The sequence below is a fragment of the Mesorhizobium sp. M7A.F.Ce.TU.012.03.2.1 genome (assembly GCF_004006095.1).
GTDB lineage: Bacteria > Pseudomonadota > Alphaproteobacteria > Rhizobiales > Rhizobiaceae > Mesorhizobium.
The window spans coordinates 6,543,058-6,556,629 of sequence record NZ_CP034779.1 but is presented as its reverse complement, the minus strand read 5'-3'; the positions used below and the strand labels follow the sequence as shown (position 1 = coordinate 6,556,629).

The window sequence follows — 13,572 nt, the reverse complement described above, 5'->3', positions numbered from 1 at the left end:
TACGGAAAATCCAGCCGGGCGTCTGGCCGCCATGGCCGGAGCCGGGGAGGTCGACGTCGTCATTCTTGGCGCCGGCATCAACGGGGCAGGGCTGTTTCGCGATCTGTGCGCGCAAGGCGTCAGCTGCCTGATCGTCGACAAGGCGGATTTCGGCTCCGGCACCAGTGCTGCGCCGTCACGGCTCATTCATGGTGGCTTGAAATATCTCGAAACCGGCGAGTTCGGGCTGGTGGCGCAGTCGACGCTCGAACGCAATCTGCTTTTGAAAAACGCGCCGCACTATGTCAGCCCGCTGCCGACCGTCATCCCGATCTTTTCCTGGAGCAAAGGCATGCTGGCGGCGCTGCGGACGCTGTTCGGCTCGACCAGCGCGCCGCGCAGCCGTGGCGCCGTCCTGATCAAGATCGGCCTGATGATCTATGATTTCTATGGCTCGCGAAATCAGGTCATGCCGCGTCACCGCATGGTCGGGCGGCGCCAAGCGCTCAGTGAGATGCCGGCGCTCAACCCTTCGATCGTCGCCACCGGCACCTACTACGACGCCAAGATAAGCCATCCCGAAAGGCTGGTGCTCGAACTGATCCTCGATGGGCTGCAGGCAAACGCGGCCTCCGCCAGCGCGAACTACACGGCGCTGGCGAAGTCTGCCGATGGCGTGCTGACCTTCCAGCCGGAAAACGGCGCGGCCTTTTCGGTGCGGCCGAAGCTGGTGGTCAATGCCGCCGGTCCATGGATCGACGATGTCAACGATTCGCTAGGCGCGCCGTCGAAGATGATCGGCGGCACCAAGGGCTCGCACATCCTGTTGAAGCACGACGAGCTGGTCAAAAGCCTGGCCGGACGCATGCTGTATTTCGAAGCCGATGACGGCCGCATCTGCCTTGTCTACGACTATCTCGGCCTGGCGCTGGTCGGCTCCACCGACATCAAGGCCGACAACCCCGACGCGGTGCGCTGCGAACCTGACGAAGTCGAGTACCTGCTCGACAGCGTACGGACGCTGCTGCCGGGGATGGCGTTCGAGCGCGACCAGATCGTCTATGCCTATAGCGGCATCCGGCCGCTGCCGGCCTCGGATGCATCGGTGCCCGGCTTGATCAGCCGTGACCACTCGGCGCCCGTCGCCGAGCCGGATCGGAACAGACCTTTCGCAGTCATCTCGCTGATCGGCGGCAAGTGGACGACCTTTCGCGGCTTCGCCGAGGAAGTCGCCGACACCGTGCTCGGCCGCCTGCAGCGCAGCCGCAAGGTGACGACGCAGACCATGCCGATCGGCGGCGGCAGGGATTTCCCGGCTGATGCTGCAGCGCGAGCAAGTTGGCTGGCTCTGGCTCACTCGGAGACGGGCGCTGGAGAACGGCGTCTCGAGGCGCTGCTGTCGCGATATGGCACCAGAGCCACGCAGATCGCCACACATGAGCCGGATGATGAGGGCCGACTGCCGGATTCAGAAAGCTACAGCCGATCGGAAATTGACTACATCGTCCGCACCGAGTTCGTCGAACATCTGGCCGATATCGTCATGCGCCGCAGCACCCTGGCGATATCAGGGTCACTGACGGGCCGGGATCTGCAGGAGATTGCGACGATTGCCGGACGGGCGCTGGGCTGGAGCGCCGGGCGCCTCGCAGAGGAAGTCGAGGCCGCCGCCCTGGAACTCGAGGACCGGAACCTGATGCGGCTGGGCTGATCATTCCGTCGCCGATGCTCTTTCCCAAGGCAATCCGGTCGGTTTGCCTAAGGATGCGTCGCATCCCCAATCGCTCAACTCACAGGTGGATTGGGATTTTGCCGATGTCAGATATTATTATGGAGAAACAGCTAGTTAGAAAAAAATTAGATAGCCGATGGCTGTCCAATTCTACTGGCTCAGGCACGAAATAACACAGATTGACGTTAAATTAACATAGCCGTATGATCGAGTAACATGCTCACCTCCTAATAGGTCGATGTTGCCCGCCGAAATGCCGGCAGACCGGCGTTTCGGGAAGGGCGAGACCTGTGAATTCCCCATATGTGCATGCGCCAAATCCGGCGAGGGATTGACAGCGATGCAGGGATGTGAAAATTTTTGCACACAAAGATAATAATATCATCTCAGGGAGGAGATGTCTTGAAATCCGGCGGAGCCACTAACCGCGATCATGAGTCCAGCCTCGCCACCCGCGCGGCCTGGCTTCACTATGCCGGGGGTCTGACGCAGGCCCAGGTGGCCAAGCGGCTCGGCCTGACCAGCCTCAAGGCGCATCGGCTCATCACCCGGGCCACCCAGGATGGCCTTGTCAGGGTGATCATCGACGGCGATGTCGGCGAATGCATCGACCTCGAGCAGCAGCTGATCAATGCTTACGGGCTCGATTACTGCGAGGTCGTTCCCGATCTCGATCAGGACGAGCTGCCGCTGAAGGCGCTTGGCATCGCCGGCGCTCAGTTTCTGAAGCGGGAGATCGATCGCGGCGAGGACATGCTGATCGGCGTCGGCCATGGCCGTACCCTTGCCGCAAGCGTCGAGTATCTGACGCGCACCGCCGCTGCCCATATCCGTTTCGTCTCGCTGCTTGGCGGCGTGACGCGCAAATTCGCGGCCAACCCGCACGATGTCATGCATCGGCTGGCCGAGCGGACCGGCGCGCAGGCTTATGTGATGCCGGTGCCTTTCGTCGCCAACACCGCCGAGGACCGTGAAGTGCTGCTTGGTCAGCGCGGCATTAGCGATGTCTTCGACCTCGCAAGCCGGTCCGACCTGATGTTCGTCGGCATAGGGACCGCCGAGCGGGAAGCTTCGTTGGTCGCTACCGGCATGATCGAACATTCCGAAATCGATGAGGTGAAACGCGATGGCGGCGTCGGCGAGCTGCTCGCCCACTTCTTCGACGACAAGGGGCGCCCGGTGGAAACGGCGCTGTCGGACAGAATTCTCGCGCTTCCGCGGGACCAGTTGAAGGGCCGCCGGATCGTCGCCGTCGCCGGCGGCAAGATCAAAGTGCGTGCCATCAAAGCGGTGCTCGAAAGCCGCTATCTGAGTGGCCTGATCACCGACGAGTCCACCGCTCGTGCCCTTGTCGAACAGAACAAACCCAATGGCGCGAAGCGCCATGTGAACGGAGGATCGTCAAATGCGTGACAAGCGCGGATCAGCCTTGCTGGCGGTTGCGTCATGAGCGCGAAAGCCGCCACCGCATCGACCAGGCCGGCTTCGCCCGCCCTGCGTCGGGCACTTGCCGGCGCCGCGGTTGTCGTCCTGCTCGGCGCCATGGCGCTCGACACCAAGGTGGTCAGGATCGGCTCTGCCGGCGATGTCCGCAGCGCCGTGTTTTCCGCCGCTGACTACGGCAAGTCGGAGTTTCCCAAGGTGCAGGCCGATGTCGAGGCACGTGCCGCCGACGCGGTGACGGTGGCTGCTGCTATCGCCAAGGACAGGGCGACGGCGGAAAAGGAATATGGAGTGCCGGCGGGCGTCGGACCGGTCATCTCGGTCAAGTTCACCGGTGTCGTCGGCGAAGGAAAATCCGGCATCTACAAGGTCGCCGTCGAAGGCGTGCCGGCCACGCTGATGATCCGGGTGCAAACGGGACCGGCGATCAACGGCACCGAGCTTCGCGACGCCACCGGCAAGATCACATTCGGCCAGTTCACCAACCAGATCGAATACCAGGACGCCGGTTCGGCGCTGAACAACGAGATGAAGAAGGAAGTCCTGGCCAAGGTCGACACCAGCACCTTGACCGGCAAGACCGTATCGGTGGTCGGCGCATTCAAGCTGGTCAACCCGAAGAGCTGGCTGGTCACTCCGGTGAGGCTGGAGGTCAAATGAGCGCGGCTGCAGGCACCGGACCCGCGACCGGCGACGCCGTGCTTTCGGCGCGCAACATCGTCATGTCGTATGGCGGCGTTCATGCGCTCAAGGGCGTCAATTTCGACATCCATCGCGGCAAGGTCACGACGCTGTTCGGCGAGAACGGCGCCGGCAAGTCGACGCTGATGAAGATCCTGTCCGGCGTCGTCACGCCGACATCCGGCGACATCGTGCTCGACGGCAATCTCGTCAGCTTTTCCTCATCCTCGGACGCGCGCGATCGCGGCATCTCGATCATCCACCAGGAACTCAGCCTGGCGCCGAACCTCAGCGTTCGCGACAACATCTTCATGGGCCGCGAACTGCGCACCAGAACCGGCCTCGACTTCGCCGAAGAATCGCGCCAGGCGCGCGCGCTGATGGCCGATCTCGAAGAGGACATCGACCCGATGACTCTCGTCGAGGATCTGCGCCTGGGTCAACAGCAGATCGTCGAGATCGCGCGGGCGCTGTCGGTCGATTCACGCATCCTCATCATGGACGAGCCGACCTCCGCGCTCAGTGCAACCGAGGTCGAGGTGCTGTTCAAGGTGATCCGCGATCTGACCAGCCGCGGCGTCTCCATCGTCTACATTTCACATCACCTCGAAGAGGCGCTGCAGATCACCGACTACGCCGTTGTCCTGCGCGACGGCGCCATAACGGCGACGGCCGAGGCCAGGGACATCGACCTCGAGTGGATCGTGCGCAACATGGTCGGCGAGAATTTCGATCTCGGCTCGCCGCCGACCGGTCATGCGTTCGGCGAGGTCGCCCTTTCGATCGAGGACGTCAGCGTCGTTGACACTTCGGGCTCGGGCTATTCCGTCGTCGATCACCTGTCGCTGGACGTCAGGGCCGGCGAGATCGTCTGCATCTATGGGCTAATGGGCGCCGGGCGCACGGAATTGCTGGAGGCCGTCGCCGGACGAGTGCCGATGGCGGGCGGTCGCGCGCTTCTGGAAGGCGAGGACGTCTCGGGGTTGAGCATTGCCCAGCGCATCTCCAGAGGGCTTGTGCTGGTCCCCGAGGACCGCCAGCGCGACGGGCTGGTGCAAACGATGACCGTCGGCCGCAATCTCTCGCTTGCCAGCATCGAGGCGTTCGCCAAGGGGCTGTTTCTGTCCCGTTCCAGGGAGCGAGAGCTGGTCGAAGACTCGATCCGCAAGGTGACTGTCAAGACCGCAGGTGGCAACGCCATGATCGGATCGCTGTCGGGTGGCAATCAGCAGAAGGTCGTCATCGGCAAGATGCTGACGACCAACCCCAAGGTCATCCTCCTCGACGAGCCGAGCCGCGGCATCGATGTTGGCGCCAAGGCCGAGGTCTTCCGCTTGTTGAGCGAACGCGCCGCTCAAGGGCTTGCGGTAATCTTCTCGACCTCTGAGGTCAACGAATGCCTCAGCATTGCCCACCGCATCGTCGTCATGCGGCGTGGCAGGATTTCAGCTGAATTCGGCGCCAACGCCACCAAAGAGCAGATCATGGCCGCCTCCGGCGAAGCCGTGGTCGCCTGATCACCAGAATTTCGGAGCCCAGACCCATGACCGACGTCAGCCAGGCCAGAAAACAGTCCAGTCCAAGCGCGAGCGAAGGCTTCGATCTCGCCAAGTTGCTGCTCGAGGGCCGTGCCTTCTTTGCCCTGATCGTCATCATCGTCGTCTTCTCGATCCTGTCGCCCTACTACCTCTCGGTGGCGAACTTCCTGACCATGGCTTCGCATGTCGCCATCTTCGGAATCCTCGCGATCGGCATGCTGCTCGTCATCCTCAATGGCGGCATCGATCTGTCGGTGGGGTCGACGCTAGGCTTGGCCGGCGTCGTTGCCGGATTCCTGATGCAAGGGGTGACGCTGACCTGGCTGGGCGTCGTTCTCTATCCGCCGGTCTGGGTGGTCGCGGTGCTGGCCTGCATGCTGGGCGCGGTCGTCGGGCTGATCAACGGCGTGCTCATTGCGCGCTTCAAGGTTCCGGCGTTCGTCGCCACGCTCGGCGTCATGTACATGGCACGCGGCCTGGCGCTGCTGATGACCAGCGGCCTGACCTATAACAATCTCGGCGGCAAGCCGGAGCTCGGAAACACCGGCTTCGATGCGCTTGGCTTCAACCGTCTGTTCGGCGTGCCGACGGGCGTCGTGGTTCTCGCGATTATCGCGCTCATCGGCAGCATCGTCCTGAACCGCACCGCTTTCGGGCGCTGGCTCTACGCCTCGGGCGGCAATGAACGCGCGGCCGAACTCTCCGGCGTTCCGGTCAAGACGGTCCAGATTTCCGTCTATGTGCTGTCGGGCATCTGTGCCGCCATCGCGGGCCTGATCCTGTCCTCGCAGTTGACGTCGGCTGGACCGACCGCCGGCACCACCTACGAACTGACGGCCATCGCGGCCGTCGTCATCGGCGGCGCGGCACTGACCGGCGGCCGCGGCAACATCCGCGGAACCCTGCTCGGGGCCTTCGTCATCGGCTTCCTGTCCGACGGTCTGGTGATCATCGGCATCTCATCCTACTGGCAGACAGTGTTCACGGGCGCGGTCATCGTGCTCGCCGTGCTCCTCAATGCCGTTCAGTATCGCCGCCGCAGCAAGCTCCCAAGCGCGACAGGTGGCCACCCGACTTCTCAGAAACGGGGGAAGGCCGAACCGGCCAATCCTGCCCAAGGGAAGACTGCCAGGTGAACTGGCAGCAACACCGCGTAATCATTGGAGGAATGTACATGAAAACCATGCTGAAAAGTCTGCTCGCCGCCGCGATGGTCGTCGGATTCACGGCCGCCGCGTCAGCCGCGGGCCTGATCTCGATCATCGTCAACGATCCGGCCAACCCCTACTGGCTGACCGAGGGCAACGTCGCCAAGGCCGAGGCCGAGAAGCTTGGCTACACGGCCAATGTCGGCGCCCACAAGGGCGATACCAATACCGAAAGCAATTTGATCGACACCGCCATCACCAACAAGTCGGTGGCGATCATCCTCGATCCGGCCAACGCTGACGGCTCTGTCGGTGCGGTGAAGAAGGCGATTGCAGCCAACATCCCGGTGTTCCTCGTCAATGCCGAGATCAATCAGGAAGGCCTCGCCAAGGGTCAGCTCGTTTCCAACAACGCGCAAGGTGCTGCTCTCGGTGCCCAGCAGTGGGTGCAGGCCGTCGGCGAAAAGGGCAAATATGTCGAACTGCTCGGCGCTCCGTCGGACAACAACGCCGCCACGCGCTCGAACGGGTACGCGACTGTGCTGAGCCAGTACCCGGATCTCGAAAAGGCTGCTTCGCAGGTCGCCAACTGGGATCGTACCCAGGGCCACGACAAGATGCAGAGCATGCTGCAGGCCAATCCCGACATCATCGCCGTGATCAGCGGCAATGATGAGATGGCGCTTGGCGCGGTTGCGGCGCTGAAGGAAGCCGGCAAGCTCGCTGGCATCAAGGTCGGCGGCTTCGACGGCTCCCCGGATGCGGTTGCGGCGATCAAGTCCGGCGAACTGCAGTACACCGTGCTTCAGCCGGTCGCCATCTTCTCGGCCAAGGCCGTGCAGCAGGCGGACTCGTTCATCAAGACCGGAGCCACCGGCGCGGCGACCGAGAAGCAGCTGTTCGATTGCCTTCTCATCACCAAGGACAATGTCGATAAGTACACCGCTCCCTTCGTCCTGTCGGAATGAAACCTGCACAGGGGGTGTCCTTGCGGACACTCCCTGCCTCTTCTACGAAATGACTACCCTCGTGAACTGCCTTCGCAACCAACCGGAATTTGCGGCATGAAAGACCTGCTGATCGGCATCGACGCGGGAACGTCGGTGATCAAATCGATCGCTTTCGACCTGTCCGGGCAGCAGCTCGCCATGACGTCGGTGCCCAACAGCTTCGTCACGCTGGAAGGCGGCGGCGCCGAGCAGGACCTCGACCAGACCTGGCGCGACATGGCGCGGACCGTTCGCGATCTCGCGGCCAAGGTTCCCGACCTCGCGCAACGAACCGCAGCGGTTGCTATCACCGGGCAGGGCGACGGAACCTGGCTGATCGATGGCGAGGGCTTGCCTGTCTCGCGCGCCTGGCTGTGGCTCGATGCCCGCGCCGGACATTTGGTGGACGAGATGCGCGCCGATCCCCGGGATCGCAGGCGGTTCGAGCTGACCGGCACGGGCCTGAATTCCTGCCAGCAAGGCGCCCAGCTTGCCTTCATGAAAAAAAACCATTCCGACATGCTGGAGCGGGCGGCGACCGCACTGCATTGCAAGGATTGGCTCTACTTCAAAATGACGGGCGAACGCGCCACGGATCCCTCCGAGGGAACCTTCACCTTCGGCGATTTTCGGTCGCGCACCTATTCCGACGAAGCCCTCGACATCCTGGATCTGACGACGCATCGCCGCCTGTTGCCTTCCATGCTCGAAGGCACCGCCGACCATCATCCGTTGTCGCGATCGGCGGCGGCAGAGACTGGCCTGCTCGAAGGCACCCCGGTGGTGCTGGGTTACGTCGATATGGTCATGACGGCGCTCGGAGCCGGCCTCTATGATCCGTCGGGCAATGTCGGCTGCACGGTCATCGGCTCGACCGGCATACACACGCGCTTCGCCGCCACGCCCGACGATGTCGTGCTGAACGACGATGGCTCCGGCTACACGATTGCCATGCCTATTCCGGGTGCCTTTGCACAATTGCAATCCAACATGGCGGCGACGCTCAACATAGACTGGCTGCTTGGCCTTGCGCGCGACGTGCTCGCCACGGCTGGCGGCAAGTCTTCTCATGACGAGTTGCTGAAGGCCCTCGACGCTTGGGTGGAAGCATCGGAGCCTGGTTCGCTGATCTACCAGCCCTACATATCGCTGGCCGGTGAAAGAGGACCGTTCGTCGATCCTGACGCACGCGCTGGCTTCATCGGCCTTTCGGTCAAGCACGGCTTTGGCGATCTGGCACGCGGCGTCCTCGAGGGACTGGCCTTCGCCGCACGCGATTGCTACCAGGCGATGGGCGCCGTGCCGGGCGAAATCCGCCTGTCGGGCGGCGCCGCGCGCAGCCCGTCCCTACGCCGCATCATCGCAGCGGCGACAAGGGCACAGGTGCGCACCAGCAGTCGCCAGGAAGCCGGCGCGGCAGGCGCCGCGATGATGGCCGCGGTCGGCCTCGGCGTCTATGGCTCGATGGAAGACTGCGCCGCCGAATGGGTGACGCCGCTTCTCGGCGACTGCGATGCCTATGACGAGGCGCTTTCGCAAACCTACGATGCCCTCTTCCCTTCCTTCGTTGCAGCGCGTCAGGCGCTTCGGCCGGTGTGGAAGGGCATGGCGCACCGCACAGGAGCAGGATCTTGAGCAATACAACAGATGTCGTCGATCTTTTCGTGATCGGCGGCGGCGTCAATGGAGCCGGCATAGCGCGTGATGCGGCAGGTCGCGGGCTGTCCGTCATCCTGTGCGAAAAGGACGATCTCGCGCAAGGCACGAGCTCGCGCTCCGGCAAGCTGGTGCATGGCGGCCTGCGCTACCTCGAATATTATGAATTCCGGCTGGTTCGCGAAGCGCTGATCGAACGCGAGGTGCTGCTTGAGGCGGCGCCGCACATCATCTGGCCGATGCGCTTCGTTCTTCCGCACAGCCCGCAAGACAGGCCGGCATGGCTGGTCCGGCTCGGGCTGTTTCTCTACGACCACCTTGGCGGCCGTAAACGCCTGCCGGGGACAAGAACGCTGAACCTCAAGACTGCGCCGGAAGGCGCGCCAATCAAGGACGAGTTCAAGCGCGGTTTCGAATATTCCGACTGCTGGGTCGACGATGCGCGCCTGGTGCTGCTCAACGCCCTGGATGCCAGGCAGCGCGGTGCCAGAGTGCTTACGCGCACCGCCTGTGTCGCGGCCCGCCGCGAAAACGGACTGTGGTCGATCGACATGCAGGATGGTCGCACGGGTGCGGTGACGAAGGTCCGGGCGCGGGCGCTGGTCAACGCGGCAGGTCCCTGGGTCAACGACATTGTCAGCCGCGTCGCCGGGCAGAATTCAACGCGCAATGTTCGGCTCGTTAAAGGCAGCCATATCGTCGTGCCCAAATTCTGGGAGGGGCGGCAAGCCTATCTCATTCAGAACAACGACAAGCGGGTGATCTTCGTCAATCCGTATGAGAACGATCTGGCGCTGATTGGCACCACCGACATTCCCTACGAAGGCAGGCCCGAGGAAGTGGTCGCCGAGGCCAGCGAAGTCGACTATCTGATCAAGGTGGTCAATCGCTATTTCAAGCGGCAACTGACGCCACAGGACGTGGTCTACAGTTTCTCGGGCGTGCGTCCGCTCTATGACGACAATGCCGACAATCCAAGCGCGGTGACGCGCGACTATATTTTCGAACTCGACGCCTCCAATGGCAACGCACCGCTGCTTTCGGTGTTCGGCGGCAAGATCACCACCTTCCGCAAGCTGTCCGAACATGCGCTGGAAAAGATCCAGCCGTTCTTTCCGACGATGAAGAAAGCCTGGACGGCCAAATTTCCCTTGCCGGGGGGCGACCTGCCCAATGCGGACTTCGAGCAATTCCTGAGCGATCTGCATTCCGAGTTATCGTGGCTCAGCCCGTCGCTGGTGAAGCACTACGCTCGAAGCTACGGCACCCGCGCCCGGCAATTGCTCGCCGGCGCGCAAAGCGAGGCTGATCTCGGCCGACGCTTCGGTCCCGATTTATATGAACGGGAGGCAAAGTTCCTGGTCGAGACCGAATGGGCCGGCACATCAGCCGATATCCTGGAACGCCGCACCAAACATGGCCTGCATCTCAATGCGGCCGAGCGGAAAGGATTCGAAGACTGGTTCGATAACATCATGGCGGCGGCAGACTGATGGCCTTCACGCTTTCCCTCAACACCAATCCGCTGGTCAATCGTTTCGCCGATCCAGACGATCTGATCGACGCGATCGCCTATGGCATCGGCATCCGCGACGTGCAGCTGACGCATGAATTCGTCAATCCGGGCTGGCCGGCGGCGACGATTGCCAAATTCCTGCGCCTGTTCAACAGCGCACTTTCGCGGACCGGCGTGCGGATCACCTCCGGCATGACGGGGCCTTATGGCCGGCTCAACCATTTCGGCCACCCGGATGCGGATGTGCGGCGCTATTATGTCGACTGGTTCAAGACCTTCGCCGACATTTCCGCCGATCTCGGCGCGTCCGGCATGGGCACGCAGTTCGCCATCTTCACCCACAAGGACTTTGACGATCCGCAACGGCGGGCAGCACTTCTCGATATCGCGCTCGAATGCTGGCGCGAGGTGGCCGAACACGCCAGGGCGGCGGGTCTGACATACCTGTTCTGGGAGCCGATGTCGGTCGGCCGCGAGTTCGGCCACACGATCGAAAGCTGCGCCACGCTGCAAGGCGCCATCGATGCGGCGAAGCTGCCCATACCGATGAAGATGATGGTGGATATCGACCATGGCGACGTGACCTCGGCCGATCCTGCCGATACCGATCCCTATGCTTGGGCGAAAGCGTTTCCATTGCAATCGCCGATCATCCACATCAAGCAGTCTTCCATGAACAAGGGCGGGCACTGGCCGTTCACGGCCGCCTACAACAAGGACGGCCGCATAGTGCCGCAGAAGTTGCTGGACGCGGTTCGGCAGGGCGGTGGAACCGACAATGAAATTTGCCTTGAACTTTCCTTCAGGGAGAGGGAACCAGTCGACCATCAGGTTATCGAGATGATCCGCGAGTCGGTGGATTTCTGGGCGCCTTACGTCGACAGTGGCCGCGACAGCCTCAAGCCTCGGACTTGAGCGAATACGTCGCCCGAAAGCCGGCTTCGGCCGCAAAAGTATCGAAGGAGAAGAAGAATGGCCCCATATTGGGTCGGCACGAGCTGGAAGATGAACAAGACGCTGTCGGAGGCGTTGCAGTTCGCCGATGCGCTGGCGGCCTTTGTGCCCGATTTCGATCCGGCAATACAGCCTTTCGTCATTCCGCCGTTCACCGCAGCGCGCCAGGTCAAGGCGGCGCTGGCCGACACCCGCGTCAAAGTTGGGGCCCAGAACATGCATTGGGCCGACGCGGGCGCCTGGACGGGAGAGATTTCGCCGGTGATGTTGAAAGACTGCGGGCTGGATGTGATCGAACTCGGCCATAGCGAGCGCCGCGAGCATTTCGGCGAGACGGATGCGACTGTGGGACTGAAAACGGCGGCCGCAGTCAGGCACGGTTTCGTGCCGCTGATCTGCGTCGGCGAGACGCTGGCTGAGCGTGAATCAGGCCGCGCCGAGGCGGTGCTGACGGCACAGGTTCTCGGCGCGCTGCAAGAGCTGAGCGGCTATCAACTGAAGGCGGAAATCCTCTTTGCCTACGAGCCCGTCTGGGCAATCGGCGAGAAGGGCATTCCCGCAAGCGCCGACTATGCCGACAAACAGCAACAGCTGATCAAGAAGGTTGCCGCCGACCGGCTGCCGATTGCTCCACCTGTGCTTTATGGTGGCAGCGTCAATCCAGGCAACGCGGCCGAACTCATCGGCCAGCCGCATATCGATGGCCTGTTCATCGGCCGCTCGGCGTGGCAAGCGGAAGGCTATATCGACATTCTGAAAAAGGCGTCGGCCGCCATCGCGCGCTGACTGCCAAAAGACCTAGCAAAGGAGTTCATCATCATGAAGATCGCACTCGGAGCCGACAGTGCCGGAAAGCCGCTGCTCGACGTCATCGCCAAGCATCTCGCCACCAAACCCGAACTGCAGGTCGTCGACCTCAGCCAGGCCGGATTCTACGCCGACATCGCCGCCTCGGTAGGCCACGAAATCCTGGACGGCAATTACGACCGGGCCATCCTGTTTTGCGGCACCGGCATCGGCGTCAGCATCTCAGCCAACAAGGTGCCGGGCATTCGCGCCGCATTGACCCACGACACCTATTCCGCTGAGCGCGCCGCCAAGTCCAACAACGCCCAGATCATCACCATGGGCGCCCGCGTCATCGGCCCCGAACTGGCGAAATCGATCGCCGACGCATGGTTGGCCTCGGAGTTCGATCCGAATGGCCCCTCCGCCACAAACGTGCAGGCCATCGACAAGCTCGACGCCAAGCGCTGAAAGACGCGGGAAACCCGTTACTGAGTTAACTGGTCAAGGCGACCCGCATCGCCTCGATCACGGTTACGGCGGAGGCGGCGCCCGGGTCCATGTGGCCAAGCGAGCGTTCGCCGAGACGCGATGCCCGGCCTTTCGTGGCGACCATCGACTTAGTAGCCTCCGCGCCTGCGTTTGCCGCTTGTGCAGCAGCTTCGAGACTGCCCGCCAGATCCTTGCCGGAGGTCAGCGCTTCGCCCGCTGCCTGCGCAGCCGGCGCCCATGCATCGATCATCGTCTTTTCGCCAGGCTCGGCCTTGCCGCGATCCTGAATGCCCTTGGCCATAGCCTGGAACAGGGCGACCACGTCCGAATCGTCGAGCGTCGTCTTGCCCTTGACGGCTGCCGCGCCCCGCATGAACGCGGTCGCATAGAGCGGCCCGGAGGAGGCGCCGACGGCATTCAGGAACGATTTGGCAGCGGTGTTCAGCAAGGTGGTCGGGTCGGTTGCCTCTGCATCCAGTGCGGCGACGGCATCGCGTGCAGCGGAAAATCCAAGCTCCATCGCGATGCCGTGGTCGGCGTCGCCGATAACCCCGTCAAGCGCGCACAGTCGGTCCAGGTCGGCAGACATGGCGGTTGCGATCGCCGCGAACATCGCGACAAGGTGGGCGGTGTCGATTGTCGTCATGTCTTAGTCCTT

Annotated in this window: 12 protein-coding genes; 11 read left to right on the top strand and 1 reads right to left on the bottom strand. The window is 62.8% G+C overall.

Features of this window, described 5'->3' with window-relative positions; all coding sequences use genetic code 11:
- The first annotated feature begins 31 nt into the window (after positions 1 to 31).
- The 11 genes from EJ079_RS32435 (at position 32) to EJ079_RS32385 (ending at position 12,893) form a co-directional block, all read left to right on the top strand.
- The gene (locus tag EJ079_RS32435) at positions 32 to 1,690 is read left to right on the top strand and encodes a glycerol-3-phosphate dehydrogenase/oxidase (protein WP_164874024.1); all 1,659 of its coding nucleotides are present in this window, start codon (positions 32 to 34) and stop codon (positions 1,688 to 1,690) included.
- A 423-nt stretch (positions 1,691 to 2,113) separates the two neighbouring features.
- On the top strand, positions 2,114 to 3,124 hold the full coding sequence (locus EJ079_RS32430) for a sugar-binding transcriptional regulator (protein WP_127326964.1): 1,011 nt from the start codon (positions 2,114 to 2,116) through the stop codon (positions 3,122 to 3,124).
- A 33-nt stretch (positions 3,125 to 3,157) separates the two neighbouring features.
- Entirely contained in the window at positions 3,158 to 3,814 is a 657-nt protein-coding gene (locus EJ079_RS32425) for a DUF2291 domain-containing protein (protein ID WP_127811170.1), read from the top strand.
- Entirely contained in the window at positions 3,811 to 5,352 is a 1,542-nt protein-coding gene (locus tag EJ079_RS32420) for a sugar ABC transporter ATP-binding protein (RefSeq protein WP_127811169.1), read from the top strand. Before EJ079_RS32425 ends, EJ079_RS32420 begins: the two co-directional genes overlap by 4 nt.
- Positions 5,353 to 5,378: 26 nt before the next feature.
- The gene (locus EJ079_RS32415) at positions 5,379 to 6,509 is read left to right on the top strand and encodes an ABC transporter permease (RefSeq protein WP_127811168.1); all 1,131 of its coding nucleotides are present in this window, start codon (positions 5,379 to 5,381) and stop codon (positions 6,507 to 6,509) included.
- Positions 6,510 to 6,541: 32 nt separating this feature from the next.
- Positions 6,542 to 7,489 carry a D-ribose ABC transporter substrate-binding protein gene (locus tag EJ079_RS32410; protein WP_023756738.1) on the top strand — a complete coding sequence of 316 codons (948 nt, stop codon included), beginning with the start codon at positions 6,542 to 6,544 and terminating at the stop codon, positions 7,487 to 7,489.
- 96 nt (positions 7,490 to 7,585) lie between these two features.
- Entirely contained in the window at positions 7,586 to 9,145 is a 1,560-nt protein-coding gene (locus EJ079_RS32405; protein ID WP_127811167.1) for an FGGY-family carbohydrate kinase, read from the top strand.
- Positions 9,142 to 10,659, top strand: a complete 1,518-nt coding sequence (locus EJ079_RS32400) for a glycerol-3-phosphate dehydrogenase (protein WP_127811166.1) — start codon at positions 9,142 to 9,144, stop codon at positions 10,657 to 10,659. Before EJ079_RS32405 ends, EJ079_RS32400 begins: the two co-directional genes overlap by 4 nt.
- Complete coding sequence (locus EJ079_RS32395; protein ID WP_127811165.1) at positions 10,659 to 11,597, top strand: TIM barrel protein; 939 nt, start codon at positions 10,659 to 10,661, stop codon at positions 11,595 to 11,597. Before EJ079_RS32400 ends, EJ079_RS32395 begins: the two co-directional genes overlap by 1 nt.
- Before the next feature lie 57 nt (positions 11,598 to 11,654).
- Positions 11,655 to 12,422, top strand: a complete 768-nt coding sequence (locus EJ079_RS32390; protein WP_127811164.1) for a triose-phosphate isomerase — start codon at positions 11,655 to 11,657, stop codon at positions 12,420 to 12,422.
- Between the two features lie 33 nt (positions 12,423 to 12,455).
- Positions 12,456 to 12,893, top strand: coding sequence for an RpiB/LacA/LacB family sugar-phosphate isomerase (locus EJ079_RS32385; RefSeq protein ID WP_013533067.1), 438 nt, complete (start codon positions 12,456 to 12,458; stop codon positions 12,891 to 12,893).
- A gap of 25 nt (positions 12,894 to 12,918) precedes the next feature.
- On the opposite strand, the gene dhaL is transcribed toward EJ079_RS32385, so the two are convergent.
- The gene (dhaL, locus tag EJ079_RS32380; protein WP_127811163.1) at positions 12,919 to 13,560 is read right to left on the bottom strand and encodes a dihydroxyacetone kinase subunit DhaL; all 642 of its coding nucleotides are present in this window, start codon (positions 13,558 to 13,560) and stop codon (positions 12,919 to 12,921) included.
- Positions 13,561 to 13,572: the final 12 nt, after the last annotated feature.